Genomic DNA, 24,716 nt, shown 5'->3' on the forward strand with positions numbered 1-24,716 from the left:
CCTCAGGCGAGGAAGGTGCGCAAGGCCTCCTGGCTCGCCTGGATCAGGGCCACCAGCTCCGGCGTCACCCGCGACGGTGACCAGACCAGGGCGTACGTGAAGTGCAGGCGCGGCTCGAACGGCACGAAGACCACGTCCGGCCGGCGTACGGTCTCGGCCAGCAGGCGCGGGACCGGCAGCACTCCGCGTCCGGCCGCGACGAGGTCGCAGCCCGCGTACAGGTCGTCGTCCACGACGGTCACCCGGGGCTGGTGGACTCCGGGGAAGGCGGCCAGCATCGCCGACCACAGCATGCGGGGAATGAGCAGCTCCTGACCGAAGAGCTGCGCCACGCGTACCCCTGAAGCCGTCGCGAGCCGCTCCCCCGCCCGGACCGCGACGTGGGTCACGGGCATCCGGAAGCGGGCCGCGGAGGCCAGACCAGGCGGAAACGGCGTGGTCATGAGGGCCGCACCGACCGTGCCCGCGGTGAGGGCAGCGGTGGCCGCCGCCCAGTGCGCCGGGACCAGCGTCACCGGTACGCCGGGCTTGCGGTCGCGCAGCCGCCGGGCGATCTTGGCGGCGAGCCCGCCGACGAGCGGCGCATAAGCGAGACGAATAGCGTCGGCGTCCGGCGTCGCGAGCCGCGCCGCCTCCGAGACGAGCAGGCCGGCCTGCTCCAGCACCGCCTCGGCACGAGCGAGCAGGGCGCGGCCGGCCTCGGTGAGGGCCACGCCGGAGGTCCGGCTCAGCAGAGTCACCCCGAGCGCGCTCTCCAGGCGAGCGATGGCCTGACTGACGGCGGGTTGGGAGATCCCGAGTTCGGCGGCGGCTGCGGAGAACCCGGCCCGGCGCGCGACCACGGTGAAGCACCGGATGTCGCGAAGCGTCGGGTCGGCGGGCACGCCCCAGTATGCCCTCCCGCTCCCCCGCCTTCTTGCGCTGGATCAGCGATCGCGGTCGAATCTTGCCGCAAGATTCGACCCAGGACCCTGATCCAGCGCCAAAGAGCGCAGCGTCCAGCGCCAAAGAGCGCCATCGGCCCCCATAAGCGAAGCGAATCGGCCCGGCGACGGTGGCGGCGAGCGGGCTATCTGTGACGGCATGACTGACTTCCCGCCCTCGACCGTCCTCGGCTATCCCCGCATCGGCCCTCGCCGCGAGCTCAAACGCGCTCTGGAGTCCTATTGGGACGGCTCATCCGATCGTCTGCTGGAGACGGCGGCGCAGCTGCGGGCCGAGACCTGGCTGCGCCTGCGGGAGCTGGGCCTGGAGGGCATCCCGTCGAACACGTTCTCGCTCTACGACCACGTGCTGGACACGGCGGCGCTCGTCGACGCCGTACCGGAGCGCTACCGTCACCTGCCGGAGCTGGACCGGTACTTCGCGATGGCCCGGGGCACACAGGAACTGCCGCCCCTGCGGATGACGAAGTGGTTCGACACCAACTATCACTACCTGGTGCCGGAGATCGACGCGACCAGCCCGTTCCGGCCGGCCTCGGACAAACCGGTGGCCGAGTACCGCGAGGCGCTCGCCCTCGGCGTGGACACGCGGCCGGTCCTGCTCGGCCCGATCACCTTCCTGCTGCTGGCGCAGGCCGCTCCGGGAGCGCCCGCCGGCTTCACGCCGCTCGACCGGCTCGACGACCTGCTCACGGTCTACGGCACGGTGCTGGAGGCGCTCGCCGAGGCGGGCGCCACCTGGGTGCAGCTCGACGAGCCGGCGCTGGTCACCGACCTGACCGCCGAACAGCTCGCAGCGGTGCGGCGGGCGTACGACCGGCTCGCTGCGTCCACGCCGAAGATCCTGGTCGCGGGGTACTTCGGCGACCTGGGCGAGGCGCTGCCCGCACTGTCCGCCGTGGACGGAATCGCCCTCGACCTCGTCCGGGGCGGACTGCCCGACCTGGGGCTGCTCGAAGGCAAGACCGTCGTCGCGGGCGTCGTGTCCGGGCGGGACGTGTGGCGTACGTCGCCGGACGTGCTCACCCTCGTCGAACGGTTGCGCCCGCACGCCGCCCAGGTCGTGATCGGCAGCTCCTGCCCGCTCCTGCACGTCCCGTACGACGTCGAGGCGGAGACCGACCTCGATCCAGATCTGCGCGACCGGCTCGCCTTCGCCGAGCAGAAGGTCCGCGAGATCGTCGCCCTCTCGCGCGGGTCGCTGCTCGCGGGACCGGTGTCCGCGCCGATCCCGGCCGGTTTCGGAGTCACGGCGGCCGCGGCTCGTTCTCCTTATGCGGTACGCGCGAAGGCGCAGGCCAGGCTCGGTTTGCCGCCGGTGCCCACCACGACGATCGGATCGTTCCCGCAGACGGGCGATCTCCGGGCTGCGCGCGCGGCACTCGTCGCCGGCACGCTGGACGAGGCCGAGTACGAGACCCGCGTACGCGCCGAGATCGAGCACGTCATCCGGCTGCAGGAACGGCTCGGGCTGGACGTCCTCGTCCACGGCGAACCCGAACGCAACGACATGGTGCAGTACTTCGCCGAGCACCTCGACGGCTGCGCGGTGACCCGGAACGGCTGGGTGCAGTCGTACGGGTCCCGCTGCACCCGGCCGCCGATCATCCACGCCGACGTCAAGCGGGCCGAGCCGATCACCGTACGCTGGGCGACCTACGCCCAGTCCCTGACGGACCGGCCGGTCAAGGGGATGCTCACCGGGCCGGTGACCATCGTGGCCTGGTCCTTCGTCCGCCGGGACATCCCGCTGCGAGACGTCGTCTGGCAGGTCGCCGACGCGCTACGGGGCGAGGTCGAGGATCTGGAGGCGGCCGGGATCGGCATCATCCAGGTGGACGAGCCCGCCCTGCGAGAACTGCTGCCCCTGCGGCACGCCGCCCAGCCGGAGTACCTCGAATGGTCGGTCGGGGCGTACCGGTGGGCGACGGCCGGGGCGTCCGACACGACGCAAATCCACACGCACCTGTGCTACTCGAACGCCAGTGAGGTGCTGGCCGCGATCGACGCCCTCGACGCCGACGTCACCACGATCGAGTCGGCCCGATCCGGCGGTACGCTCCTGTCCGCACCAGGGGTCGCCGACTACGGCCGCGGACTCGGTCCCGGGGTGTACGACATCCACTCGCCTCGCGTACCGGACGTCGCCGAGGTCGAGGAGCACCTGCGCAGAATCCTGGGGGTCCTACCGGCCGAACGGGTCTGGGCCAATCCCGACTGTGGGCTCAAGACCCGGACGTACGCCCAGGTGGAGGCGGCGCTGACCAACCTGGTCGCGGCCGCCGCCCGCGTCCGCTGAGCCGCCGTCGCTTGCTTACGGCGCCGGCCTTTTGCGCGCTGGATCAGGGTTCCAGGTCGAATCATGGGTCAAGATTCGACCTGGAACCCTGATCCAGCGCCGTGGCTTGGCGGTGTTGAGCTAGACGCTCGCGAGGGCCGGGGCGATCCGGGCGATCACCTTGGGCCAGCCCCGGCCCATTCCCTCGTACGCCTGCCGCCCGAGCGGCGAGTCCAGGTCGAATCCGGCGTGCTCGAAGAAGAGCCGGGTGCCGGTCCCCTCCGGGACGAGCCGCCAGGTCAGCGTGGTGTCGAGGACGCCTTCGGCGAACTGGATACGCAGTAGGCGCTCCGGCTCGACCGCGGCGACCTCGCAGCGCTGCTCGCCCCAGGAGCCCATGTCGAGGGTGAACCGGTGGCCGACGATCGGCCGCACGTCGCCGGGCACCCACCAGCGGGCGAACAGCTCGGGCTCGGTCAGCGCCCGCCACACGGCGGCCGGCGGGTGGGGCAGGAACTCGTCGCATTCGATCGCGACGGTAGCGGTGTCGGTCATGATGTTTCCTCATCCAGAAGGTCGCGCAGGGCACGCAGGCGCCCACGCCAGTAGTGCTCGAACGGGTGGAGCCAGTCGCCGACTTCGGCGAGCCGCTCCGGTCGCAGGTGATAGAACCGCTGACGCCCGCGTGGCTCCTCGCGGACCAACTCCGCCTGCCGCAGCACCTGCAGGTGCTCGGAGACGGCCGGTCGGCCGAGCTCGAACCGGGCGGCCAGCTCGTTGACCGGTCGCGGGCCCTCCCGGAGCACCTCCAGGATCTGGCGGCGGACCGGGTTGGCGAGAGCGCTGAAGACGTCGGCGGGCACGGTCCGACGATACGTCGGAGAATCCCGACGCGTCAACTTTTTCCGACGCGTCAGCTCGCGCCGAGTCGGTCAGGCGGTGGCCTCGGTGGTGCGGGCGTGCTCGGCGTACGCCCGCACCACGGGATCACCCGACGAGGCGGCCTCCACCGTGGCGTACGACTGGACGTAGTCGGACAGCCCGACGATGAGCAGCAGCCGGAGCAGCGTCTGGTCGGCGCCGGCGAGGCGGAGGAAGCCGCCTTGGGCGACGCACGCCTGTTGCGTCGTGACCAGCGCCGACAGACCGATCGAGTCGCAGAACCGGAGTCGGCGAACGTCCACCACGATGCGGGCGACGCCGTCGCCGACCAGACCGGACAGGCACTCCCGGAACGCGGGCGCGCTGTCGATGTCCAGCTCCCCGGCGACCTCGACCACGCTCACCCCGAGGTCGGGGCGCTTCACGATCCGCACGCTCATCCGGACAGTCTAAGGAGGACCGGAGCACCCCGCCCGGCTACCGTGGGCCCATGACCGTTGATCACCGGCTCGACCAGGCTCGAATCGCGTACGAAAAGGGCACCTTCGCCGGGGATGTCGGTGATCTCGCCGCCGCCGAGCGCGCCCTCGACAGTCTGGAGGCCGACACCGCACTCGCGCGCGGACGCCTGCTGAACGTGCGGTTCTTCGCCGACCGGGTCGAGGATCCCCGGGAAATGGTGCTGTTCGAGCAGGCCGCGGCGCGGCACGCCGCCCTCGGCGACCAGCGCGGGGAAGGCGAGGCGCTGTTCTGGATCGGCATCGTCCATCAGGTCGTCCGGGACGACGGCGCGGCGGCCGTACCGCTGTTCGAGCGGTCATTGGAGCTGGCCAGGGCGACGGGCGACAAGCTGACCCAGTCGTACGCCCTGCGCCACCTCGGCGTCGTCGCACACGCCCAGGGCCGGGTCGCGGAGGCCCGGGAGTTCCTGGAGCAGTCCTCCGCGCTGCGCCGCGAACTCGGCTTCCTGTCCGGCGTGGCGGCGAACATGGTCGGCCTGGCCTACCTGGCGCTCGGCGACGGCCGCCGCGACGACGCTCTGTCCATCCTGGACGACGCTGAGACGCTGGCCCGGGACTCCGGGGCCGACGAGATCGCCCGCCAGGTCACCGAAGCCCGGACGGCGGCCACCGCCTCCTAGGCCCCTCCGCCCGCTCCGCCTCTCCGTCCGCTCCGCCCCTCCGCCCGCTCCGCCCCTTCGGCGCGGCGCTCTTCGGCGCTGGATCAGGGATCCGGGTCGAATCTTTCTCCAAGATTCGACCGAGAACCCTGATCCAGCGGGGGGTCAGCCTCCGGCGCCCGAGCATGAGGCGGCCGCGGCAGGCGGGGTTCGCGCGGCGGACGGGGTGGGCGGGGCGGACGGGGTGGGCGCGGCGTCGTCCGCCGTCGGCTCGGCCCGACGATGACGCCGACCGCCACGAAGACGTAGCCGGTCGCGGCGAGCCCCGCTCCGATTCCGGGCCGGCCGACCTCGGCGATCGCCGTGAGGAGGGCGCTGACCGCGACGGCACACGCCATCGCGGCCAGCGTCCGATGCACCCGCCGGCGCTGGCCGTAACGCGACGGCCAGGTCCCGCGTACGCCGAAGACCGCGACCAGCAGCATCAGCAGCAGCCCCAGCACCGAGAAGTACAGGTCGGCGAAGGTCTGCACGGCGACGTCGATCGCCTGTGACATCAGGTCGGCGTAGGTCACGGTCACGGCGGGCTCCGCCGGCGCCGCCCACGGCAACGCGAACGTGCCGATCGCGACGAGCAGCAGTCCGGTGAGGACGAAGATCAGCCCGATGGGCGGATCACGGCGGGCCTCGGCCATCGTTCCCTTATACCATCAGGTGGCCGGGGCATTCACCGTCAAGAATTCGGCGATCTTCGCCCGCAGCGGCCGGACGCCGACCGTCGGATCCGTCAGCCACAGCCCGTGGTTCGCCGAGGCCTCCCCGAGCAGCAGCGTACGCGGCACGCTGGTGGGCGTGGCGTCGTAGAGCTGCTTGGCGGCGTCGGCGAAGCTGCTCTCGTACTCGCCGGCGGTGTAGAACACCGGGCTCGTGAGCTTGGCCGCGGCCGGCAACGCGTTGTCCGCGCCGAACGAGGTCGGAGCGGACAGGCTCACCACCGCCTTCGGCGGCGGGGTCAGCTGCGGCGCGGCGGCCACCGATGCGGTCGCCCCCATCGACCCGCCGATCAGGACGATGGCGGAGGCCCCGTCCTTGCGGAGGAACGTGGCGGCCGCGACGACCTGGCGCGCCTGCGGGACGGCCGCCGATCCGGGCGACGCGCCGAACCCGGCGAAGTCGAAGACCAGCGCCCGGTAGCCCCGCCCGGCCAGCTCCTTCGCGTACGGCATGCCTTGGCAGACGTCGCCGCCGTTCATGTGCGAGATGACGATGCCGGTCGGCCCGTCGCCGAAGACGAGACCGTAGAGGTCGGCGCTCTCGTCTCCGCCGAAGTGGACCGGCCGCCCGGCCGCGGCGGCCTCCTCGCAGTTGCCGCCGGCCCGGGGACCGGAGGGTTCGGCCGTGGGCTTGTCATCGCCGCCGCAGGCGGACACCGCCAGCACCGACAGCAGTGCGACGTAGGGGATCACTTTCGTGAGCTTCATGAGCGAAGGACGCTGGAAGCGCTCCCATAAGTTGCGTCCACAGCGGAGATTCTCACGATCCGGTACGCAGGCGTACTGTCGGCAGTCATGACGGACGTGTGGTCGGCGGGCGACGCGTACGAGGCCTATGTGGGCCGATGGAGCCGGGTGGTCGCCGCGGTCTTCGTGCCCTGGCTCGGCGTACGCCCCAGCGCGAAGTGGCTCGACGTGGGCTGCGGCACCGGCGCACTGACCGGTGCGGTGTTGACCCTGGCCGAACCGGCGAGCGTCGTCGGGGTGGATTCGTCGATGGGCTTCCTGGGCGTGGCCCGGGAACGGGTCACCGACCCCCGCGCGGAGTTCTACCTGGGTGACGCCCGCGAGCTGAGGTTGCCGAGTTCGGCGTACGACGCGGTGGTCAGCGGGCTCGCGATCAACTTCGTGCCCGAGCCTGGGGCGGCGCTCACCGAGTTCACCCGGGTCGCCGCGCCCGGCGCGGTCGTCGCGGCCTACGTCTGGGATTACGCCGAGGGCATGCAGCTCATGCGGCACTTCTGGGCGGCCGCCGTAGCGCTCGACCCCGGCGCCGAGCGGTTCCACGAGGGATCGCGGTTCGCGTTGTGCCATCCCGATCCGCTTCGCGCTCTGTGGACCGGCGCCGGGCTGGGCGACGTCGTGGTCGACTCGATCGAGATCCCGACCGTGTTCCCCACGTTCGCCGACTATTGGGAGCCCTTCCTCGGCGGGCAGGGACCCGGTCCCGCGTACGCCATGTCGCTGGACGAGCAGCGCCGAGCCGGCCTGCGCGAGGAGCTGCGCGGCCGGCTCGGCGACGGTCCGATCGAGCTCACCGCCCGAGCCTGGGCGGTGCGGGGAACCCGCTAGTCCGCCCACTCGCACTGGATGCGGCGGACGCTCGGCGCGGAGACGAGCTGGGTGCCCGGCCGTCCCGGTACGCGGACGTTGACGAACCCGCCCTCGACCGCGAACCGGATGTCCTCGAGCCGATCGACCGGCTCGCCGGTCCGGTCGAGCAAGGTGTATCCGCCGACCAGTTCGATACTGCCCCGACGCCACTGCCGCTTCATCGCGCGACCTCCTCGTCCGGCCCGGTGAGGGCGGGCGCGGCCGGGAAGTCCAGCTCCGGCTGCGCCAAGTGGTTGAAGTAGTTCGACAGGACGTTGAGCGCCACGTGCGCGACGACTTCGGCCGCCTCGGCGTCGGTCACCCCGGCCGCCCGAACCTCGGCGAGGGTGGCGTCGTCCACCTTTCCCCGCGTACGCATCACTTCGCGCGCCAGGCGCAGCACGGCCTCGGCGTGCGGGTCGGCGTCCTCGGCCACCCGGGTGGCCAGCAGCTCCTCATCGGTCAGCTTCATCAGCTTGCCCCGGAAGGTGTGCGCGGCCACGCAGTAGTCGCAGCCGTTCTCCTGCGCGACGAGGAGGGCGAGTTGTTCGCGAATCCGGGCGCGCAGTTTGCCTTTGACGAGGTGCCCCCGCAGGGCGAGGTATCCCTCCAGGGCCGCCGGGCCGTTGGCCATGGTGGCGTACAGATTCGGAACTCTGCCCAGCTGCTCGCTGACCTTGTCGAGCAGGCCGGACGGGTCATCGGTGACAGGGTTGAGACGCGGCATCACTGGTCCCCCAAAAACGGTACTGACTGGTTCCGTTTCTAGACGGTACCGATCGGTTCCGTCTTCGTCAAGATCCGGTTAGACTCGGGTCATGGCCACCCGTGCCCGCGAACGCCTCCTCGACACCGCCGAGGAGCTCTTTTATGCCGACGGCATCCGTGCGGTCGGCCTCGAACGCATCCTGACCACGTCCGGCGTCGGCCGCGCGTCGTTCTATCGGCACTTCACCGGCAAGGACGAGCTGGTCGTCGCGGTGCTCCGGCGCCGGGACGAACGATGGCGGCAATGGCTGGCCGAGCGGGTGGCGGCGTTGGGCGGCGGGCCGCTCGCGGTCTTCGACGCGCTCGCCGAACGGTTCGCCCGCGCCGACTTCCGCGGCTGCGCCTTCATCAACACCATGATCGAGACGGCCGATCCGGAGAGCCCGGCCCATCAGGTCGCCGCCGAGCACAAGGCGAAGGTGACGGCGTACGTCGAGGGGCTGCTGCGCGCGCACGGCGTACCCGACCCGGCGACGACCGCGCCGCAGTTCGTGCTGCTCATGGACGGCGCGACGGTGACCGCCCTCCGCGAACGCACGACCGAGCCCGCGGACCAGGCGCGTGCGCTGGCCCGCGGGCTCGTGCCGGAGCTCAGCAGGTCCCGTTGACCGTTCCGTTGCTGCCGGTCCAGACGAAGGCGTCGCTGATCCAGGTCCCGTCGGTGAGCTTGTTCCAGAGGCTCGTGGTGCCCCACCGTCCGGTGTGGGTGGTGCCGGTCGCCGAGCACGCGATCGACACGGTCGCCCCGTCGGCGACGCTGCCCACGATGGCGTAGCCGGTGCCGGGACCCGACCGCTTGTTGACCGCGCCGCCGCCGTTGGCGTCGATCACGCCCTGGGTCAGGCCGAGCGCGCCGTAGTTGTACAACGCTCCGCCGACGCCGACCTGCGCGCTGCCGTGCAGTGCCGAACCCTGGTAGACGGCGCCGCCCGACCGGATCACCCACTTGCCGAAGTTGTGGTCGGCGATCGGGACGTAGGCGCCGTTCTGCCGCAGGGCGAAGTGGACGTGCGCGCCGGTGGCCGAACCGCCGCACGAGACGTCTGTGCCGATGTTGCCGAGGAACGCGCCCTCCCCGACGGACAGCCCGTTCGCCGAGATGTTGTTGAACAGGTGGTAGTAGTCGGTCGCGTAGCCGCGATCGTGGACGACGCGGATCCAGCCCCGGCCGCTGCCGCACATCGTGTAGGCCAGCCCGGCTCGCGGGGCCAGCACCCGCCCGTCGCCGCCGGCCAGGTCGATCGAACTCCACGGGGCCTCACTGCCGCCCCACCCGTGCGGGCCGCCGGTCAGACTCCAGGACTGGCCCACCGCGTACGGCAGCCGCATGCCCGTCCGGAAGTCGCCACCGGCGTACTCCACTCTGGACGGAGTGGTGAAGACCTCACGTTCGGTCTGCGACAGCACGGCCGCGCCGCCCGCGAGGTCCGCGAAACCTCGGTCGCCCTCCAGCTCCACACGCCAGCCGCCGGCTTCGCGGTGCGCCAGGAAGAGCCAGCCCACGGGGTACGCGTCGGGCTGCGCGGGCGCCGTCAGGACGGCGCTGCCGAACGCCCAGCCGGAGCCGGCCCGGCGCTGAACGGTGACCTGCGTCCGGCTGCGCGCGGTCGCGGCCGGCGTCGTCGGGGTGTGACTCAGCAGCGCGGCCGTGACCGCGTCCGGCAGCGACGGTACGCCGGACGGCGCGGCCGCGGCCGGGCCGCCGGACAGCACGCCGCCCAGGGCGATCGCGAGGAGGAGGGGGTACGCCTTTGCCATATGCGCTCCTTGGGGACGACCGCCGCACCTGGGGTCGCTCGCCCCGGCGGTCTTCTCAGCATCGACGCCGGATCACGGGGCTGGCCAGGGTCCCGATGTCCGTGGACAATCTCGATACCTCGATCTTTGCTGCACGCATCTGGCGGAGGACCCATGGGACGTGCCGAACGCCCGCTGGACCCGGGCAGTGGTCTGCTCGGCCGGTTCGCCGCCGAGCTGCGGGCGCTGCGCGCCGACGCGGGCCGCCCCAGTTACCGGACGATGGCCGGACGAGTGCACTTCTCCCGATCCGCGCTCGCCCAGGCGGCGGGCGGCCGGGTGCTGCCGACGTTGCCGGTACTGCTCGGTTACGTCCAGGCGTGCGGCGGCGATCCGCAGGTCTGGCGTACGCGATGGGCCGAGGTCCGGGCCGGGCTGGAGGTCACCGCTCGCCCGGTGACGCCCGAGCTGGCCGCCTCGCCGTGGCCCTATCAGCCGCCCGACGACGGGGTCGATCCCGACGCGGCGGGCTGCGGACCGGACGCTGTCACCGCACACGCGCGCAAGATCGCCCTCCCCGGTACGCGGACCATCCTCGGCCGGGTGGAACTGCGGTACTCCCCCACCTATGGGGCGGCCTGGTCCCGCTTCTGGGGCTTCGGTCCCCTCGACCACCTGGCCTCCGAGCGTACGGTCGAGATCGAAGTGGCGGCGTGCCGGGTCAGCGACGGCGTCGCGGTCTCCTTCCGCACGGAGTACTGCTACGACTACCACTGGAGCGACCTGCTGCGCACCGGCGCTGGTCCGGTGTACGCCCAGGTGCGCCTGTACTGCGACGGCGGGCTGGTCGCGGCCGGGGAGAGCGACCGCATGCCGCTACCGTGACCAGTCGCGCCGCCGCCGCCCGACGATCAGGAATGTCACTCCCGCCATGAGCAGGCCCAGACTGGTCACTCCGATGTAGACGACGGGCTGCCCGGTGTCCGGCAGGATCGGCCCACCCGGCGACGACGTGGGGGCGCTCGGCGTCGGCGCTCCAGTCGTCGGCTGCGTGGTGCCCGTGCTGGACGACGGCGTCGGAGTGATCTCGCCGCACTCGACCCTGCCGACGAACGGGAACAGGTGCACCTCGCCGCCGTCGACCCGGCCGCTGCCCATCACCAGCGACTTCACCACGACCGCACCCTCGATGTTGGTCGGGTTGAGGTCGACGAAGTCGGCCCCGGGCGCGTACAGGGTGCCTTCGAGCGAGTCCCCGCCGACGTGCTGCAGTGCGGTCGCGTCCGGGAAGTTCCACAGCATGTACGGCGCCTGCGCGCTGCCCGCCCCGGCCAGGTTCGGCGAGTCCCAGGCGAAGTCCCCGCCGACTCCCGTGGTGTCCACGTTGACGATCAACGGCATGTCCGCCGACGGCGGGTTCGTGAAGGTGATCTCGGCTAGGTTGTCGAGATCCTCCGCCGTGATGTTCAAGACGTTCGTCCGGCCCGGCGTCAGGGTCAGGAAGGCGTGCGTGTCGGCCGGATAAGGTTTGGTCAGCGGGTTGCCGGCCGCGTCCCGCAGGACGACGTTGTCCGGGCACTCGACCGCCATGCGCGTCGAGAGGCTGCGATAGGTCGGGAACAAACCGGCGACGTCCAACGGGATCGTCGGGCCGACCGAGGACGCCGGCTGGTGCACGGCCACCTCGAGGTTCGGCGTGGCGTTGTAGTCGTTGCTCGGCACGATCCGCGTCAACGTGTCCGCGTTGTTGTTGTCGGTGTCCTTGACGACCACGCCGGTCAGGTCGCCGATCTTCACGTATCCGCCGCCGGTCACGCGCAGTTCCCCGCCCGCCGTGCTGCCGGCGAGGTCGACCCGGCCGTTCACGATGAGCGCGGTCGACGCCACGTCACCCGGCACGAGAAACGGGTCGGTGCTCTGGGTGAGCGTGGTGAACCCGCTGCCGAACCGCAGGTCCCCGCCGATCGCGACGGTCCCCTCGATCTCGTGCGCGATGAGGTCCGCGTCCTGCTCCACGAGCACGAGGAAGCCCTCGTTGCCCACCAACGGGTTCAGGACGACGGCGGCCTGGCTGCCGGTAGCCGGGAGGCCCAGCAGCAGAGCGGCGGTCGCCCCGGCGACCAGCCAAGATCTTGCGCGCATCCGTCCTTATTAACAAATCGGGCATACCTCGCGTTTGCGGCTCGCCGCTGGAAACTCGGTTGTGTCCGGCGAACCCCGTTTGTTTCCCTGGTCGGCGTACGCGTCTGCCGAGACAGTAGGAGATCCGATGCGAGCTGCATTCATGTCCATTCCGCTGCCCATGCCGTCCACGCAGAAGGACATGCCAGTTCGTGCCTACTCTTCGTCCAACTTTGAATCTCGGGATCCTGGCGCATGTCGACGCCGGTAAGACGAGCCTGACTGAGCGGCTGCTGCTGGCGGCCGGGGTGATCGACGTGTTGGGGAGCGTCGACGCCGGTAGTACGCAGACTGATTCGCTGGAGCTGGAACGGCGCCGGGGGATCACGATCAAGTCGGCGGTGGTGTCGTTCGTGGTGGACGGCACGGTCGTGAATTTGATCGATACTCCGGGGCATCCGGATTTCATCGCCGAGGTCGAGCGGGTGCTGGGTGTGCTCGACGGGGTGGTGCTGGTGGTGTCGGCGGTCGAGGGTGTGCAGGCGCAGACCCGGGTGTTGTTCCGCACGGTGCGCCGGTTGGGTTTGCCGGTGGTGGTGTTCGTGAACAAGACCGACCGGGCGGGTGCGGATGTGCCGCGGGTGCTGGCGCAGATCCGGTCGCGGTTGAGTCCGGCGCTGGTGCCGATGCCGGTCGACGTGTCGTCGGCGGCTGATGTGTTGTCCCGGCATGACGACGGTGTGTTGGCGTCGTTTGTGGATGGCACGCTGACGGAGGCGGGGATCCTGTCGTCGTTGCGGGTGTTGTCGCGGGCGGGTGTGGTGCAGGCGGCGTACGCGGGGTCGGCGATCACCGGTGACGGGGTGGATGTGCTGTTGCGGGGGTTGCCGGGGTTGTTGCCGTCGCGGTGTGCGCCGGTGGACGGTCCGGTGTCGGGGGTGGTGTTCAAGGTCGAGCGCGGTGTGAACGGGGAGAAGATCGCGTACACGCAGATCTTGTCCGGGAGTCTGCGGGTGCGTGACCGGATACCGGTACGCGGAGCCGAAGCGAAGGTGACCGCGATCCAGGTGTTCGACGACGGCGCCGCAGTCCCGCGAACGTCGGCCGAGGCCGGGCGGATCGCGAAGGTCTGGGGCCTGACCGACGTCCGCATCGGCGACACCCTCGGTTCCGTGCCGGCCGAAGGCGGGGGTCACTTCGCGCCGCCGACCCTGGAGACGGTCGTCGTGCCGGTCGACCCGGCCCACCAAGGTCGCTTGCATGTGGCGTTGACCCAGCTCGCCGAGCAGGACCCGCTCATCAACCTCCGCAAGGACGACGTCCGCCAGGAGTTCTTCCTGTCGCTCTACGGCGAGGTGCAGAAGGAGGTCATCCAGACCACCCTGGCCGAGCAGTACGCCCTGGACGTCGAGTTCCGGGAGACCACCACCCTGTGCATCGAACGGCCGGTGGCGAACGGAGCGGCCGTGGAGTTCATCGCCAAGGAGCCGAATCCCTTCCTGGCGACCGTCGGCCTCCGCGTCGACCCCGGCCCGCCCGGCAGCGGCGTCACCTTCCAGCTCGGCGTCGAACTCGGCTCGATGCCCTACTCGTTCTTCAAGGCGGTCGAGGAGACCGTCCACGAAACCCTGCAGCAGGGCCTGCACGGCTGGCCGGTGACCGACGTCGCGGTGACGATGACGCACTCCGGCTACTGGGCACGCCAGAGCCATGCGCACGGGACGTTCGACAAGAGCATGTCCAGCACGGCCGGGGACTTCCGCAACCTCACTCCCCTGGTCCTCCTGGCCGCGTTGCGGCAGGCGGGCACGGAGGTCCTCGAACCCGTGCACCGATTCGACCTGGAGTTCCCGGTCGACGTACTCAGCGCGATCCCGGCCGCGCTGGCCCGCCTCGGCGCCACCCCGGGTACGCCGATCCTCCACGCCGACACCTGCGTGCTCGACGGCCAGATCCCGGCTGCCCGCGTACACGAGGTTCAGGTGGCGCTCCCGGGCCTCACCCGGGGCGAGGGGGCGCTGGAGTTCGCGTTCTCCCACTACGAGCCGGTACGCGGCCCCGTGCCGAACCGTAGGCGGACCGACCACAACCCGCTGGACCGCAAGGAGTACCTGCTGCACGTCCAGCGCCGGGTCTAAAGAGCCGGGACCGTCCACTGCGGATCGGGACGCCACACCGTCCAGGTGCGGGCGAAAGCCCAATGCCCGGCGGCGTAAGCCTTCCGCGCCGCGTCGGCGCGGGCTCGGATCACCTCCGTCTCCTCGGCGGTGAACCGGCCCGCGTCGGCTGCGGCAGCCAGCTCGATCTCGTCCTTGAGCCGGGCGGCACCGTCGGGTTCGATCCACACATCCAGCTCGTGATCACAGGTCCAGGTGCCGGCCGCGTCCCGCCGGTGCGCCTCCTCCAGGTTGACGTACCAGCCGCGAAAGCTTCCCGACTCCGACCGGAACAGCCAGACCGACCAGGGCGTACCCGTCGGCGCGATCATGAGCACGCCCGGACCTCGCCAGCTGACGCGGGCCTGTTCGCGCGGGGATCGAAAGAGCCGATCGAGGGGCAATGAGCGCGGATCAACACCGCCCGGGAGCACCGGGACGAGGCGAGGCGTGCCCGGCGCGAGCCAGACGACGAGCCCCTCGGCGTCGTCGCGGACCACGCGGACCGGCGTGACGCTCCACGGGCGACCCGGCTGCCAGTCGGGTGCGCGCTCCTGCCATCGGATCACTTCACCGGTGCGCCAGAAGGGCGGCTCACCCGCTGCGCGGCTACCGGCCGGAAGGGAATGCCGAACCATGATCGGCACCCTACTTACGATGAACGGCTTTCATGGGACCGTCCGACGCATGAGCGCGCTGGGATGGGTGCGGCGGCGGGTGCGATCTTAGCGTTGCGGCATGCGAGCTGTTCACGTACGCCGGTTCGGCGGTCCCGAAGTTCTCACGCCGGCGGAGTTGCCGGACCCCGTCCCCGGGCCGGGGCAGGTGCTGCTGCGAGTACTGGCGGCCGGGGTCAACTACGCCGACACGCATCGGACCGAGGGGTCGTACCGCGCGCAGCAACCACTGCCGTTCGTGCCGGGAACCGAGGTGGTCGGAGTGGACCTGGAGGGACGGCGGCTGCTCGCGCCGGTGTTTCCCGGCGGCGGGTACGCCGACCTGGCGGTGGTCGCCGCGAACCAGGCGGTCGAGGTCCCGCCCGCCGTGTCCGACGGAGCGGCGTTGGCCTTGCTGGTGCAGGGCATGACCGCGTGGCATGTGCTGCGGTCGTCGGCCAGGTTCTCCGAGGGCGAGTCGGTCGTGGTGACGGCCGCGGCGGGTGGCGTCGGCTCGCTCGCCGTTCAGCTGGCCCGCCACTTCGGCGCGGGACGGATCATCGCCGCCGCGTCCACTGCGGACAAACGCGCGCTCGCCGCCGACCTGGGCGCGGACGTGACCGTCGACAGTACGCCGGACGGCTTCGCCGAGCGCGTGGTGGCGGCCAACGGCGGCCGGCCGGTGGACGTGGTTCTGGAGTCCACCGGCGGCCAGGTGTTCACGGAGTCGCTGGCCGCGTTGGCGGCGTTCGGTCGCCTCGTGACCTTCGGCAACTCGTCCCGGCAGGGCCGGCCGCCGGTCGATCCGGGGGCGCTCGCCGAGCACAACCGGACGGTGGCGGGCTTCTGGCTCCGGCCGGTCGTCGACGACTTGCGTCCCTTGGACGCGCTGCTCACGTTGGCGGCCGACGGGGTGATCCGGCCCTTGGTCGGCCGGGAGTACGCCCTCGCCGACGCCCGCCGCGCCCACGAAGACCTGCTCGCCCGCCGCACGGTGGGCAAGCAGGTGCTGCGGCCCTAACGGGTCAGACCGTCGCGAGGGCGGCGCTCGCACGCGTGAGGACAGTGCTGAGGACCCGGCCCGCGACGGCGAGATCCTCCTCGGGCAGGTCGCCCCAGAGCCGCTGGGTGATCTCGGTGACCTGCGCACGGACCGCCTCCCACTGGGCCTTGCCGCGCTCGGTCGCCTCGACGACGCCGTCCGGATTCTGCCGCACGAGCCCGGCCGAGGTCAGCTCGGCGAGCCGCTCTCGCGCGACTGCGGAGTCCACCTTCAAGGCGTTGGAGACGCGCGCGGTGAGGGCGTCGGCGGGCAGTCCGCCGCTGACGACGGTGAGCGTCAGCGTGACCCACTGCGGCTCGGTGATGTCGGTGCCGGCCAGCAGGCGGTCGAGGATCGCGTTCAGGGCCTTCTCGGTCTGGCCGATGACCTGGGTGGTGAGCGTCATGACGGGTCCAATCATTTGTCGTTCTAACGTTTGTCTGACAAACGTTAGATCATCAAACGGTATGCCGCAAGCCCTTGTCCGATTGGGAACATCGGCGTACCGTCGCGAACATGAGTGTTCAGAGTCGGACGCTGCTCGACATCGCGGCCGAAGTCCTCGTGGCCGATCCGGCCGCCTCGCTCGCCGAGGTCGCCCGGGCGGCCGGGATCGGGCGCACCACTTTGCACAAGCACTACGCGACCCGGGACGACCTCCTCTACGCGGTCGCGCATCGGGCGCTGGAGCTGTGGGAAGACGCCGTCTCGTCCATTCCGGACGGGCCGGACGGCGGGCTCCGGACCCTGGCGGAGGCGATGATCCCGATCGGTCCGCAGCTGGAGTTCCTGTGGCGTACGCCGGCCTTCGACCACGTCGTCGAGATCGGCGACCGCTGGCGGGCGGTCGAGGCGCGGGGGCTGGCCGTCCTCCAGCGGGCCCAGGCGCACGGCGTGCTGCGTACGGCGCCGCCGTGGTGGCTGCTGCAGACGTTCTACTCGCTGATCTACGTCGCCGCCGAGTGCGTCATGAACGGCAAACTCGCCCCCGCGGACGCCCCCGATCTCCTGCTGTCCACCTTCCTGACCGGCCTCGGAAAGGACCCCGCATGAGTGCCCTCGCCTTCGCCACGCAGTTGTGGCGGCAGCGGGCCGATCTGGTCGCGGCCGGATACCTGCGGCGCGATCACCTCGCCCGCCTCCGGCTGCGCCCCGGCCGGGAGGACCCGTACGCGATCTACGAACAGATGCGCGCGGCCGGTCCGCTGCTGCCCACCCGGTTCGGCAACCTGTCGACGACGAGTCACCGGCTCTGCGACGCGGTCCTGCGCGACCGGCGGTTCGGCGTACGCCCGGACGGCGTCGAACGCCGCTCCGACGACTTCGACCTGTCCTTCCTCGACATGAACCCGCCGGACCACACCCGGCTGCGGCGGCTCGCCCAGCCCGCGTTCAGCCCGAAGGCGACCGCCGGCTACCGCGAGCGCGTCGAGCGGACCGTGCATTCGCTGCTGGACCGGGCCGGAGACGAGTTCGACCTCGTCTCGGCGTACGCCACTCCCCTGCCGATCGCCGTGATCACCGACCTGCTCGGCGTCCCCGACGCCGACGCCGAGGAGTTCGCCCGCTACGGGATGGTCATCGGCAGCGCCCTCGACGGCGTACGCGGACTGCGGCACGCGGCCCGGCTGCAGGCCAACGACGCCAAGCTCCGGGCGCTCTTCGAGAGCCTGTTCGACCTACGCCGCCGCGAACCGGCCGACGACATCGTGAGCCGGCTCCTCGCCGTCGAGGGAGACCAGATCAAACCGGCCGAGGTGCTGCCGATGTGCGTACTGCTGCTGATCGCCGGTTTCGAGACCACGACGAACCTGATCGGGAACGCGGTGCTCGCCCTGCACCGGAACCCGGACCAGTGGCGGGCGTTGTGTGACGACCCGGCGGGCCTGGCACCCAAGGCGGTCGAGGAGGCGCTGCGGTACGACCCGCCGGTGCAGCGGACCGCGCGGGTGGCGCTGGAGCCACTGGAACTGGGCGGCCGCTCTGTCCCTAAGGGACAGTGGGTGTTCACGCTGATCGGCGGGGCGAACCGCGACCCCGAGGTGTACGAACGCCCGGCCGTGTTCGACCTGGAACGCGAACGTTCCGTAGACCATCTGGCGTTCTCCAGCGGCATCCACTACTGCGTCGGCCAGCCGCTGGCGCGGCTGGAGGCGACGATCGCCCTGCAGGTCCTGGCCGAACGCCGGCCGGGCCTGCGCCTCGCCGGGCGAGTACGCCGCCGCAACGCCACGACCATTCGCGGGCCCTTGCGGCTGCCGGTCGCCGGTTGAGGCTTGATCATCGCGCCACACCCGTCGTTACACCGGACATTTCGCGGCCTGAAACACCTTGGCTGGCGCGATGATCACAAGAAAATGGCGTCAGCCGATGGAGTGCGCCCGCAGCTCGTCCATGACCTCGGCGGGCGGCCAGCCGTCGACACGGAAACGCACGGGAGCCAGCAGCGGCTCGGGTTCGAGGCCGACGCGCTCGACCACCACGTCCCAGGGAACGAGCGGTCCGGGCTCGTCGGCCCGCTGGAAGAGCACGTAATGCGCGCGGGGCAGCAGTTGGGCGATCCCGTCGGACCAGGTCGCCACGGTGACCGCGGGCGACTCCGGGCGTACGTCGGCGAGCAGGCCGCTGACGAACACCTCGATGCCGGCCTGCGCGTACTGCGAGCCCAGCCAGGCCGTCTGGGCGGCGTACTCGGTGACGGCGAGGATCACCTCGGCCCGCCGGGCGGGCAGGTGATCCGGCTCGTCCGGAGTGGGCGCGTACGGCACCACCCGGCCGTAGTCGTCGGCGACGTAGCCCACCGGCGACAGGCTGCGAACCGCGTCGCCGTACTCCTGCTCGACGATCTCGTAGAGCTGACCGATCGCCCCGCTGCCGACCGGGCACAGCACCATGTTCGTGTAGTTCGGCACGAACGCCACGACCCGGTCGCCGGCCCGGCGGGAGATCTCGGCGAGCCAGCCCGGCGACAGCAGCAGAGACGTGAAGTAGCCGTCGCCGCTGTCCACCATCCGGATGAGCGCGCCCGGCTCGAACTCGCTGCGCAGCGTACGCTCGGCCAACGCGGCCAGGTTCGCGTGCGCGGCGCGGAAGATCTCCTCGACCGTCACGCCCCAGCGCTCGACGCTCGCCGGCGACACGTACGCCATCGAGTCGGGCATGTCGACGACGATCAGCTCCCGCAGGTGCGGCAACGCCGCGCGTGAGATGGGCGGCTGCATCCCCGGCGTACCGGCCTGGCCGAAGGTGGCCGCCCGCAGCACCGGGCGCAGTCGTGGCCGCACCGCCTCCCAGGTGTCCGGGACCTCGGGCGCCCCGGTGACACCGTGCACGAGCTGGAGCAGCGCGCGGTGCCGCTCGGCCCGGGACAGGCCCTGCGTCTCCGCGTACACGTTGGTGAGGTAGATCCAGGTCGGCGTACGCCGGCCGGGCCGCTCCACGACCACGGCGAACTGCCCCTGGTCGTACCGCACACGGGTGACGCCCGGAACTCGCCGCGCGATTCGCACCGCCTTGGCGGCGAACCTGTCCCGCGGCGATCCGACGAGCCGGTCGAGCAGTCCCATGGGCTCACACCGTAACTCATCTTCCGCACGGCGCGACCCGGGAGAACGCCCGGCCGTCAAGCACACGGGTGCGCGGTCGTCACCGCCGAGGTGGTCGCGGTACGCCCGTCTCGGCTGGTCACCGTGACCCACCAGGTGATCGGGCTGCGCGGCTTTGCCGACCACACCTCGGCGTACGCGGTGCGCTGATCGACCGCCATCGCCGCAGTCCGGGTGTCCCCCACCTGCCAGGTCAACGTCGCCGAGGCGAGATCCGCTCCGGCCGTCACGGCGACCGCCAGCACGAATCGGGCCTTGTCGCCGCAGCTGGCGGCCGCGGACGCGCCGACGGTCAACGGGAGCCGCACGACGACCGCCGACGAACCCGGCGTCGGCTCGCGGGCGGGCAGTTCCTCCCCCGGTTGCAGCGGGCTCGGGGAGGCGAGGGACGGACTCGGCGACAGCAGGGCCGGCGAGGGGGTCGACGAGGGCGACGGCGCTCCGGTCGAAGCACCCGGCGACGGGCTCTCCTGCGCGGTCGCACCGGCCGGGGTGCCGTCGGAGACCCGGAGCGCCACCCCGGCCACGACGAACGCGACGGCAAGCGTGGCGGTCGCGACGAGAAGGCGCCGCGTGCGCCGCACGGGTGGCTGTGGGAATCCGGTGCGGTGGCTCCAGCGGGGTTCCCAGTCCGGCGTCGCGCGCACGGTCAGCCAGCTCGACGCCTGTACGAAGGGCAGGCTTGCGTACGTGGCGAGCAGGGTCGCCGCCGACGGCAGCTCCCGGCGGATCGCCCGGCAGGCGCTGCAGTCCTCGATGTGTTCGGTCACCCGGCGCAGGCGATGCCGGTTGAGTGGACCGGACCACCCCGGCAGCGACCGCACCAGCCGGCATCGGCCGTCGGCCAGCGCGATCAGGGCGTCCACCGCGTCCTCCAGCTGGGCGCGCGCTCGCAGCGAGCGGTCGTACGCGCGGCTCGGCGACACGGACAGCACCGCGCCGATCTCCCCCGCCACGAGCCCGTGGCGGATCGACAGCTCGGCGATCTCCTGGTCGCGGGCGGTCAGCGTCGCCATCGCCGCCCGCACGAGATCCACCGCGTACGCCGAACGGGTCGCCGAGGCCGGGTCGACGCCGTCGGCCTCCAGCGGCCGGACCTCGCCGGCGTCGCGACGGGCCTTACGGCCCCGGCGGTGGCATTCCTGCCACACGATCGCGTAAAGCCAGGCGCGCAGCCGATGCGGGTCGCGCAGCTCGTCGGCATGCCAGGCGACCAGGTCAAAGGTGTCCTGGACGACGGCGCCGGCCTCCTCGGCGTCGCCCAGCAGCCGCCAGGCGTACGCCTGGAGACGACCGGCGTACTGCCGGTATGCGGTGCTCAAAGCCTCTCGGTCACCCCGCGACAGCGCCGTGACCAGCACGGATTCGTCCACACCGGTCACCGTAGGCACCGACGCCCCCTGATCGGAACCACCGTGCGGGCAGGCGCCGAGTCGGATTCCGACACCGTCCGGTTAACCTTCCCCGAAAGGAGGACTCGGCAGTGCTGGTGGTGGTGCGGCATGCGATGCCGGAGTTCGGACCGGACCGGCCGCCGGAGGAGTGGCCGCTGAGCCCGGCCGGGCGGGCGGGCGCGGTCGCCCTTCGGGGACGGCTGCCGTCCGGGGCGCTGGTCGTGGCCAGCGCGGAACCGAAGGCTCGGCAGACGCTGGAGCCTTACGGCGACGTCGCGGTGGACGATCGCTTCGGCGAAGTACGCCGGGACGAACCGTACGACGGCGACTTCCGGGCGCGGCGGCGGGCGTACGTCGAAGGGGTCGCGTATCCGGACTGGGAGCGCCGTGCCGACGTCGTCACCCGATTCGGTGACGCCGTCGCCGAATGGCAGGAGCGGGCCGGGCTCCGGCCGCTCGTCGTGGCGAGCCACGGGATGGCGCTGACCGTCTGGCTCACTGCCGCCGTCGGGCTCGACGACCCCGGCGGGTTCTGGTCGGCGCTTCAGCTGCCGGATGCGTTCACTGTGGACATACCCGGTCGTCGGGTCGAACGACTGCCCTGACGGGTCAGCTCGTCGAGCGGGTCAGCCTGCCAGGCGGGCCAGCTCGGCGTCGGTGAAGCGGATCCCGGCCACGGCGACGTTCTGCTCCAGATGGGCCGGGTCGGAGGTACCCGGGATCGCCAGGACGTGGTCGCCCTGGTGGAGCGTCCACGCCAGGCGTACCTGATGTGGTGAGAGATGGCGCTCGGCCGCGACCGCGGCCACGGCCTCGCTGTGATCGGTCGTCGCGCCGCCCTCCCGCCCGGAGCCCGCGATCGCGAAGAACGGGACGTACGCGACGCCGCGCGAGCCGCAAACCCGCAGCAGTTCGTCGTCGGCCCGATTGTCGATCGCGTAGTTGTTCTGGACGCAGACCACCGGCGCGATCGCCTGGGCCTCGTCGAGGTGGTCCACGCGGACGTTGGAGATCCCGAGGTGGCGGATGAGGCCTTCGGCCCGCAGGTCGGCGAGCACGCCGAAGGACTCCGCGATCGAGTCGCGACCGGGTCGTTTGATGATGCGCAGGTTGACGACGTCGAGATGGTCGCGGCCCAGCCGGCGCAGATTGTCCTCGACCTGCTCGCGCAGGCCCTGGGCGGAACGATCCTCGTGCCAGTCGCCGGCGTCGTCGCGGAAGAAACCGACCTTGGTGGTGATGACCAGGTCGTCCGGGTACGGCGACAGCGCGGCCCGGATCAGCTCGGTCGCGTAATGCGTGTCGAAGTAGTAGGTCGCGGTGTCGATGTGGTTGACGCCCAGCTCGGTCGCGCGCCGCAGAACACCGATCGGCACCTGCGGATCCGGATTGCCGGTGAGCCGCATCGAGCCGAAGCCCAGCCGGTTCACCACTCGATCGCCCAGGGTCCAGGTACCTGCGTCGGCCGCGTTCATGATCGCCAGTCAACCACGCCGGACCTGTCCGATGTTGCCCCGGCGTCATCGCGAACGCTTACGGCCAGGCAACATCGCGTCCGGTCGAATGGCGGCATGGCAACCTTTCCCATCGTGGCGGCGTACGCGCCGAGCGGGCCGCACGGCTGGCCGGTGAACCCCGCGCACACCGTCGGCGGGCACGTCGCGCGGGTCGAAGGACATGACGCCGGACTGATGGAGCTGGCGTACTCGCAGATCCCCGACGACGACTTCCGCGCGACCCTCGACGGCGCCTTTCCCGGCTTCTCGTTCTTCTACCTCGGCGGGCTGCTCGGCCACTACCGGTTCAAGGTCCGGTCGCACAGCGTCGCCGCCGACGGGCGCGCCGACCTCTACGTGGTGGTCGACGCCGACGTGGTCGGCGGCCGGGACGCCCTTGACCCGGCCACCCTGCGCTGGGTGCAGATCGCCGACGGCGCGGTGGACAACGCCGGGCGGTCGCACCCGTTCTACGCCACCGGCGGACTGGCCCCCGACGGACTGGTCAGCTTCTACGCCACCTGGTCCGGCGTACGCACGGCGCAGGCGTACCTCGCGCACGACACCGGGCATCGCGACCGCATCGGCCGGGACATCGTCACCGTGCTGGGCGGCCTCGCCTACGGCTCGACGCCGGTGGGGGCACGTTCGGCCAGCTCGGCGACCATCGGGGCCAGCTCGGCGTAGGTGATCCCGCGTTTGGCCAGCACCCCGATCCGCTGCGCTTCGGCGATCGTCGGCAGCGCACCGGCCAGCAACGCCGGGAGGATCGCCCGTCGCGTGAGCACCTCGGCCGGCGAGTGGGCGTGCGCCCGGCGTACGACGGCGACGTTGACGCGGATGGCGTGCTCGTTGCCGGGTGGTACGCCCGCCCGGTCGACCTCGATCGCGGCGTACCGGTGGCCGTCGGCCAGATCGCAGGCGGGACAGCCCGCTGGGCCCCGGCTCCACCGGCTCCCACAGTCGGGGCAGGTCAACCGGTCCAACGCGGCGTCGACGACCCGCCACGGATGCCGGTCCGGCTCCTCCGCGACCATTGCGGCGACGGCTTGCTCGTCGTCGGGCCGGAAGCCTGGTTCGAAGCCGGACTCGGTGAGGAACCGCTGCCAGCCGTCGGCCACGAGAGCGTCGATGAGGGCGGCGCAGCGGGTGCAGTCCGGCGCTCCGGCGTACTCCCAGCAGCCGCACTCCGGACACGTCTGCAGGATCGTCACGACCAGCCTCGGCGACCGCTCAACCAGCGCAGGGCCACCTCGCCCTGAGCCCGCTGGAAGTCACGCAGCGTCGGCAGCAGTGGCACCGGCGGCAACACCGCGCGGGCCAGGAAGTATCCCGCCAGTGTGGCGAGGACCGAGTCCACCGCACCCGGATCCGCCTCCCGGCTCAGTGGATGCGCCGACCAGAGCGCCTCGGCATCGCCGCCGCCGTGCATGGCGACACTCGGCAGGCTGATCATCAGGTCGAGCCATCGAACGCCCAGGCACGCGGCGGGCCAGTCCACCACCGTGAAGCCGGTCCTGGTCAGCAGAAAGTTGTCGGCCCGCAGGTCACCGTGCAGCAACGCGTCGCCCTCGGTCGCCGCGACCCAGCCGAACTCCAGCTCGACCAGCTCATCGAGGTGTGGATGGGTCAGCGTCGCCCAGTTGCCGACGAAGTCCGGGTCCTCGGCGACCGCGGGCGCGGGAAACGGCGCGGGGGTGAGCGAATCGGCGAGCACGGTCGCCGCGTCCAGGAAGCGCCGCAGCTCGTCCGGCTGCCAGGGCTGCGCCGGAGTCCACCCGTCGACCGCTTCGGTGACCATGATCGCCCAGTCGCCGGCCTCGTCGATGTGGTCGCCACCCCAGATCAGGGCGGGCGCCGGCACCCGCGGCGGCAGCCCGGCGAGGATGTCCGTCTCCCGGCGGATCGCGCCGGCGGCGTACTCGCTGCGCTCTTCGGTCACCGCCTTGGCGAACACCGTGCGCCCGTCGGCCAGCGTCAGCACCGACGCCATGGCCGGGGAGAACCCGCCTGGCTGACTGGCCGCACCGATCACACGCCCGCCCACGGCGCGCTCGATCACGGCGTGAACACTCTCCGGCAGATCCTCCCAGCGGGCGCGATTGCCGCCCACGGCCAACGGTGACGTCATGGGACGATCATGCCCGAGGG

General features: G+C 71.5%; 28 protein-coding genes. 11 read left to right on the forward strand and 17 right to left on the reverse strand.

Features of this window, described 5'->3' with window-relative positions:
* Positions 1 to 2: 2 nt before the first annotated feature.
* Positions 3 to 884 (reverse strand): LysR family transcriptional regulator, encoded by an 882-nt coding sequence (locus tag AB0H43_RS16160; protein ID WP_360000121.1) that lies wholly within the window; start codon positions 882 to 884, stop codon positions 3 to 5.
* A gap of 199 nt (positions 885 to 1,083) precedes the next feature.
* On the opposite strand from AB0H43_RS16160, the gene metE reads away from it, so the two are divergent.
* On the forward strand, positions 1,084 to 3,243 hold the full coding sequence (gene metE, locus AB0H43_RS16165; RefSeq protein ID WP_360000122.1) for a 5-methyltetrahydropteroyltriglutamate--homocysteine S-methyltransferase: 2,160 nt from the start codon (positions 1,084 to 1,086) through the stop codon (positions 3,241 to 3,243).
* A gap of 120 nt (positions 3,244 to 3,363) precedes the next feature.
* Here the strand turns inward: metE and AB0H43_RS16170 are convergent, their stop codons facing one another.
* The 3 genes from AB0H43_RS16170 to AB0H43_RS16180 form a co-directional block, all read right to left on the reverse strand.
* A complete protein-coding gene (locus tag AB0H43_RS16170; protein WP_360000123.1) occupies positions 3,364 to 3,777 on the reverse strand; it encodes an SRPBCC domain-containing protein in 414 nt (137 codons plus the stop codon).
* Complete coding sequence (locus AB0H43_RS16175) at positions 3,774 to 4,085, reverse strand: metalloregulator ArsR/SmtB family transcription factor (RefSeq protein ID WP_360000124.1); 312 nt, start codon at positions 4,083 to 4,085, stop codon at positions 3,774 to 3,776. The genes AB0H43_RS16170 and AB0H43_RS16175 overlap by 4 nt, the downstream gene beginning before the upstream one ends.
* Before the next feature lie 69 nt (positions 4,086 to 4,154).
* Positions 4,155 to 4,544, reverse strand: a complete 390-nt coding sequence (locus tag AB0H43_RS16180; RefSeq protein WP_360000125.1) for an STAS domain-containing protein — start codon at positions 4,542 to 4,544, stop codon at positions 4,155 to 4,157.
* Positions 4,545 to 4,594: 50 nt separating this feature from the next.
* Between AB0H43_RS16180 and AB0H43_RS16185 the strand changes: the two genes are divergently transcribed.
* Positions 4,595 to 5,245: a tetratricopeptide repeat protein gene (locus tag AB0H43_RS16185; RefSeq protein ID WP_360000126.1), complete on the forward strand. Its 651-nt coding sequence runs from the start codon at positions 4,595 to 4,597 to the stop codon at positions 5,243 to 5,245.
* A gap of 83 nt (positions 5,246 to 5,328) precedes the next feature.
* Here the strand turns inward: AB0H43_RS16185 and AB0H43_RS16190 are convergent, their stop codons facing one another.
* Together AB0H43_RS16190 and AB0H43_RS16195 are read right to left on the reverse strand one after the other, a co-directional pair.
* Positions 5,329 to 5,919: a hypothetical protein gene (locus AB0H43_RS16190; protein WP_360000127.1), complete on the reverse strand. Its 591-nt coding sequence runs from the start codon at positions 5,917 to 5,919 to the stop codon at positions 5,329 to 5,331.
* Positions 5,920 to 5,934: 15 nt separating this feature from the next.
* Positions 5,935 to 6,705 (reverse strand): alpha/beta fold hydrolase, encoded by a 771-nt coding sequence (locus AB0H43_RS16195; RefSeq protein WP_360000128.1) that lies wholly within the window; start codon positions 6,703 to 6,705, stop codon positions 5,935 to 5,937.
* Between the two features lie 87 nt (positions 6,706 to 6,792).
* Between AB0H43_RS16195 and AB0H43_RS16200 the strand changes: the two genes are divergently transcribed.
* Positions 6,793 to 7,569 carry a class I SAM-dependent methyltransferase gene (locus AB0H43_RS16200; RefSeq protein ID WP_360000129.1) on the forward strand — a complete coding sequence of 259 codons (777 nt, stop codon included), beginning with the start codon at positions 6,793 to 6,795 and terminating at the stop codon, positions 7,567 to 7,569.
* Here the strand turns inward: AB0H43_RS16200 and AB0H43_RS16205 are convergent.
* Both AB0H43_RS16205 and AB0H43_RS16210 read right to left on the reverse strand, forming a co-directional pair.
* A complete protein-coding gene (locus AB0H43_RS16205; protein WP_360000130.1) occupies positions 7,566 to 7,772 on the reverse strand; it encodes a hypothetical protein in 207 nt (68 codons plus the stop codon). The two genes, AB0H43_RS16200 and AB0H43_RS16205, sit on opposite strands and share 4 nt — an antisense overlap.
* Positions 7,769 to 8,317 carry a carboxymuconolactone decarboxylase family protein gene (locus tag AB0H43_RS16210; RefSeq protein ID WP_360000131.1) on the reverse strand — a complete coding sequence of 183 codons (549 nt, stop codon included), beginning with the start codon at positions 8,315 to 8,317 and terminating at the stop codon, positions 7,769 to 7,771. The genes AB0H43_RS16205 and AB0H43_RS16210 overlap by 4 nt, the downstream gene beginning before the upstream one ends.
* Before the next feature lie 91 nt (positions 8,318 to 8,408).
* On the opposite strand from AB0H43_RS16210, the gene AB0H43_RS16215 reads away from it, so the two are divergent.
* Positions 8,409 to 8,966 (forward strand): TetR/AcrR family transcriptional regulator, encoded by a 558-nt coding sequence (locus AB0H43_RS16215; RefSeq protein WP_360000132.1) that lies wholly within the window; start codon positions 8,409 to 8,411, stop codon positions 8,964 to 8,966.
* Here the strand turns inward: AB0H43_RS16215 and AB0H43_RS16220 are convergent.
* Positions 8,950 to 10,116, reverse strand: a complete 1,167-nt coding sequence (locus AB0H43_RS16220) for a peptidoglycan DD-metalloendopeptidase family protein (protein ID WP_360000133.1) — start codon at positions 10,114 to 10,116, stop codon at positions 8,950 to 8,952. The two genes, AB0H43_RS16215 and AB0H43_RS16220, sit on opposite strands and share 17 nt — an antisense overlap.
* Positions 10,117 to 10,269: 153 nt before the next feature.
* Between AB0H43_RS16220 and AB0H43_RS16225 the strand changes: the two genes are divergently transcribed.
* Positions 10,270 to 10,980: a helix-turn-helix domain-containing protein gene (locus AB0H43_RS16225; protein WP_360000134.1), complete on the forward strand. Its 711-nt coding sequence runs from the start codon at positions 10,270 to 10,272 to the stop codon at positions 10,978 to 10,980.
* On the opposite strand, the gene AB0H43_RS16230 is transcribed toward AB0H43_RS16225, so the two are convergent.
* Positions 10,972 to 12,237: a choice-of-anchor A family protein gene (locus tag AB0H43_RS16230; RefSeq protein WP_360000135.1), complete on the reverse strand. Its 1,266-nt coding sequence runs from the start codon at positions 12,235 to 12,237 to the stop codon at positions 10,972 to 10,974. The genes AB0H43_RS16225 and AB0H43_RS16230 overlap by 9 nt on opposite strands.
* Before the next feature lie 212 nt (positions 12,238 to 12,449).
* Between AB0H43_RS16230 and AB0H43_RS16235 the strand changes: the two genes are divergently transcribed.
* On the forward strand, positions 12,450 to 14,354 hold the full coding sequence (locus tag AB0H43_RS16235) for a translation factor GTPase family protein (protein WP_360000136.1): 1,905 nt from the start codon (positions 12,450 to 12,452) through the stop codon (positions 14,352 to 14,354).
* On the opposite strand, the gene AB0H43_RS16240 is transcribed toward AB0H43_RS16235, so the two are convergent.
* Positions 14,351 to 15,010, reverse strand: coding sequence for a DUF402 domain-containing protein (locus tag AB0H43_RS16240; RefSeq protein WP_360000137.1), 660 nt, complete (start codon positions 15,008 to 15,010; stop codon positions 14,351 to 14,353). The genes AB0H43_RS16235 and AB0H43_RS16240 overlap by 4 nt on opposite strands.
* Before the next feature lie 100 nt (positions 15,011 to 15,110).
* Here AB0H43_RS16240 and AB0H43_RS16245 point away from each other — a divergent pair, with 100 nt between their 5' ends.
* The gene (locus AB0H43_RS16245; RefSeq protein WP_360000138.1) at positions 15,111 to 16,049 is read left to right on the forward strand and encodes a zinc-binding dehydrogenase; all 939 of its coding nucleotides are present in this window, start codon (positions 15,111 to 15,113) and stop codon (positions 16,047 to 16,049) included.
* 4 nt (positions 16,050 to 16,053) lie between these two features.
* Here the strand turns inward: AB0H43_RS16245 and AB0H43_RS16250 are convergent, their stop codons facing one another.
* A complete protein-coding gene (locus tag AB0H43_RS16250) occupies positions 16,054 to 16,476 on the reverse strand; it encodes a hypothetical protein (protein WP_360000139.1) in 423 nt (140 codons plus the stop codon).
* A gap of 110 nt (positions 16,477 to 16,586) precedes the next feature.
* On the opposite strand from AB0H43_RS16250, the gene AB0H43_RS16255 reads away from it, so the two are divergent.
* Positions 16,587 to 17,123: a hypothetical protein gene (locus AB0H43_RS16255; RefSeq protein WP_360000140.1), complete on the forward strand. Its 537-nt coding sequence runs from the start codon at positions 16,587 to 16,589 to the stop codon at positions 17,121 to 17,123.
* Complete coding sequence (locus AB0H43_RS16260; protein WP_360000141.1) at positions 17,120 to 18,343, forward strand: cytochrome P450; 1,224 nt, start codon at positions 17,120 to 17,122, stop codon at positions 18,341 to 18,343. The genes AB0H43_RS16255 and AB0H43_RS16260 overlap by 4 nt, the downstream gene beginning before the upstream one ends.
* A 90-nt stretch (positions 18,344 to 18,433) precedes the next feature.
* Here AB0H43_RS16260 and AB0H43_RS16265 read toward each other — a convergent pair whose 3' ends face one another.
* The gene (locus AB0H43_RS16265) at positions 18,434 to 19,636 is read right to left on the reverse strand and encodes a hypothetical protein (RefSeq protein WP_360000142.1); all 1,203 of its coding nucleotides are present in this window, start codon (positions 19,634 to 19,636) and stop codon (positions 18,434 to 18,436) included.
* Between the two features lie 56 nt (positions 19,637 to 19,692).
* On the reverse strand, positions 19,693 to 21,066 hold the full coding sequence (locus AB0H43_RS16270) for a sigma-70 family RNA polymerase sigma factor (RefSeq protein ID WP_360000143.1): 1,374 nt from the start codon (positions 21,064 to 21,066) through the stop codon (positions 19,693 to 19,695).
* A gap of 92 nt (positions 21,067 to 21,158) precedes the next feature.
* Between AB0H43_RS16270 and AB0H43_RS16275 the strand changes: the two genes are divergently transcribed.
* The gene (locus AB0H43_RS16275) at positions 21,159 to 21,674 is read left to right on the forward strand and encodes a histidine phosphatase family protein (protein ID WP_360000144.1); all 516 of its coding nucleotides are present in this window, start codon (positions 21,159 to 21,161) and stop codon (positions 21,672 to 21,674) included.
* A gap of 21 nt (positions 21,675 to 21,695) precedes the next feature.
* Here AB0H43_RS16275 and AB0H43_RS16280 read toward each other — a convergent pair whose 3' ends face one another.
* Positions 21,696 to 22,544, reverse strand: a complete 849-nt coding sequence (locus AB0H43_RS16280) for an oxidoreductase (RefSeq protein WP_360000145.1) — start codon at positions 22,542 to 22,544, stop codon at positions 21,696 to 21,698.
* Between the two features lie 96 nt (positions 22,545 to 22,640).
* Between AB0H43_RS16280 and AB0H43_RS16285 the strand changes: the two genes are divergently transcribed.
* Complete coding sequence (locus AB0H43_RS16285; protein WP_360000146.1) at positions 22,641 to 23,252, forward strand: hypothetical protein; 612 nt, start codon at positions 22,641 to 22,643, stop codon at positions 23,250 to 23,252.
* Here AB0H43_RS16285 and AB0H43_RS16290 read toward each other — a convergent pair.
* Together AB0H43_RS16290 and AB0H43_RS16295 are read right to left on the reverse strand one after the other, a co-directional pair.
* A complete protein-coding gene (locus tag AB0H43_RS16290) occupies positions 23,186 to 23,779 on the reverse strand; it encodes a hypothetical protein (RefSeq protein WP_360000147.1) in 594 nt (197 codons plus the stop codon). The genes AB0H43_RS16285 and AB0H43_RS16290 overlap by 67 nt on opposite strands.
* A complete protein-coding gene (locus AB0H43_RS16295; RefSeq protein ID WP_360000148.1) occupies positions 23,776 to 24,696 on the reverse strand; it encodes a phosphotransferase in 921 nt (306 codons plus the stop codon). Before AB0H43_RS16295 ends, AB0H43_RS16290 begins: the two co-directional genes overlap by 4 nt.
* Between the last annotated feature and the right edge of the window lie 20 nt (positions 24,697 to 24,716).

The sequence above is a fragment of the Hamadaea sp. NPDC050747 genome, assembly GCF_040654195.1.
Taxonomy (GTDB): domain Bacteria; phylum Actinomycetota; class Actinomycetes; order Mycobacteriales; family Micromonosporaceae; genus Hamadaea.

What these genes read in the sequence shown, in the direction of transcription:
- AB0H43_RS16215 (WP_360000132.1), top strand. Translation starts at nt 8,409, where the DNA reads ATGGCCACCCGTGCCCGCGAACGCCTCCTCGACACCGCCGAGGAGCTC.
- AB0H43_RS16225 (WP_360000134.1), top strand. Translation starts at nt 10,270, where the DNA reads ATGGGACGTGCCGAACGCCCGCTGGACCCGGGCAGTGGTCTGCTCGGC.
- AB0H43_RS16280 (WP_360000145.1), bottom strand. Translation starts at nt 22,544, where the DNA reads ATGAACGCGGCCGACGCAGGTACCTGGACCCTGGGCGATCGAGTGGTG.
- metE (WP_360000122.1), top strand. Translation starts at nt 1,084, where the DNA reads ATGACTGACTTCCCGCCCTCGACCGTCCTCGGCTATCCCCGCATCGGC.
- AB0H43_RS16295 (WP_360000148.1), bottom strand. Translation starts at nt 24,696, where the DNA reads ATGACGTCACCGTTGGCCGTGGGCGGCAATCGCGCCCGCTGGGAGGAT.
- AB0H43_RS16240 (WP_360000137.1), bottom strand. Translation starts at nt 15,010, where the DNA reads ATGGTTCGGCATTCCCTTCCGGCCGGTAGCCGCGCAGCGGGTGAGCCG.
- AB0H43_RS16250 (WP_360000139.1), bottom strand. Translation starts at nt 16,476, where the DNA reads ATGACGCTCACCACCCAGGTCATCGGCCAGACCGAGAAGGCCCTGAAC.
- AB0H43_RS16230 (WP_360000135.1), bottom strand. Translation starts at nt 12,237, where the DNA reads ATGCGCGCAAGATCTTGGCTGGTCGCCGGGGCGACCGCCGCTCTGCTG.
- AB0H43_RS16260 (WP_360000141.1), top strand. Translation starts at nt 17,120, where the DNA reads ATGAGTGCCCTCGCCTTCGCCACGCAGTTGTGGCGGCAGCGGGCCGAT.
- AB0H43_RS16285 (WP_360000146.1), top strand. Translation starts at nt 22,641, where the DNA reads ATGGCAACCTTTCCCATCGTGGCGGCGTACGCGCCGAGCGGGCCGCAC.
- AB0H43_RS16245 (WP_360000138.1), top strand. Translation starts at nt 15,111, where the DNA reads ATGCGAGCTGTTCACGTACGCCGGTTCGGCGGTCCCGAAGTTCTCACG.
- AB0H43_RS16220 (WP_360000133.1), bottom strand. Translation starts at nt 10,116, where the DNA reads ATGGCAAAGGCGTACCCCCTCCTCCTCGCGATCGCCCTGGGCGGCGTG.
- AB0H43_RS16205 (WP_360000130.1), bottom strand. Translation starts at nt 7,772, where the DNA reads ATGAAGCGGCAGTGGCGTCGGGGCAGTATCGAACTGGTCGGCGGATAC.
- AB0H43_RS16185 (WP_360000126.1), top strand. Translation starts at nt 4,595, where the DNA reads ATGACCGTTGATCACCGGCTCGACCAGGCTCGAATCGCGTACGAAAAG.
- AB0H43_RS16195 (WP_360000128.1), bottom strand. Translation starts at nt 6,705, where the DNA reads ATGAAGCTCACGAAAGTGATCCCCTACGTCGCACTGCTGTCGGTGCTG.
- AB0H43_RS16200 (WP_360000129.1), top strand. Translation starts at nt 6,793, where the DNA reads ATGACGGACGTGTGGTCGGCGGGCGACGCGTACGAGGCCTATGTGGGC.
- AB0H43_RS16210 (WP_360000131.1), bottom strand. Translation starts at nt 8,317, where the DNA reads ATGCCGCGTCTCAACCCTGTCACCGATGACCCGTCCGGCCTGCTCGAC.
- AB0H43_RS16255 (WP_360000140.1), top strand. Translation starts at nt 16,587, where the DNA reads ATGAGTGTTCAGAGTCGGACGCTGCTCGACATCGCGGCCGAAGTCCTC.
- AB0H43_RS16180 (WP_360000125.1), bottom strand. Translation starts at nt 4,544, where the DNA reads ATGAGCGTGCGGATCGTGAAGCGCCCCGACCTCGGGGTGAGCGTGGTC.
- AB0H43_RS16265 (WP_360000142.1), bottom strand. Translation starts at nt 19,636, where the DNA reads ATGGGACTGCTCGACCGGCTCGTCGGATCGCCGCGGGACAGGTTCGCC.
- AB0H43_RS16190 (WP_360000127.1), bottom strand. Translation starts at nt 5,919, where the DNA reads ATGGCCGAGGCCCGCCGTGATCCGCCCATCGGGCTGATCTTCGTCCTC.
- AB0H43_RS16170 (WP_360000123.1), bottom strand. Translation starts at nt 3,777, where the DNA reads ATGACCGACACCGCTACCGTCGCGATCGAATGCGACGAGTTCCTGCCC.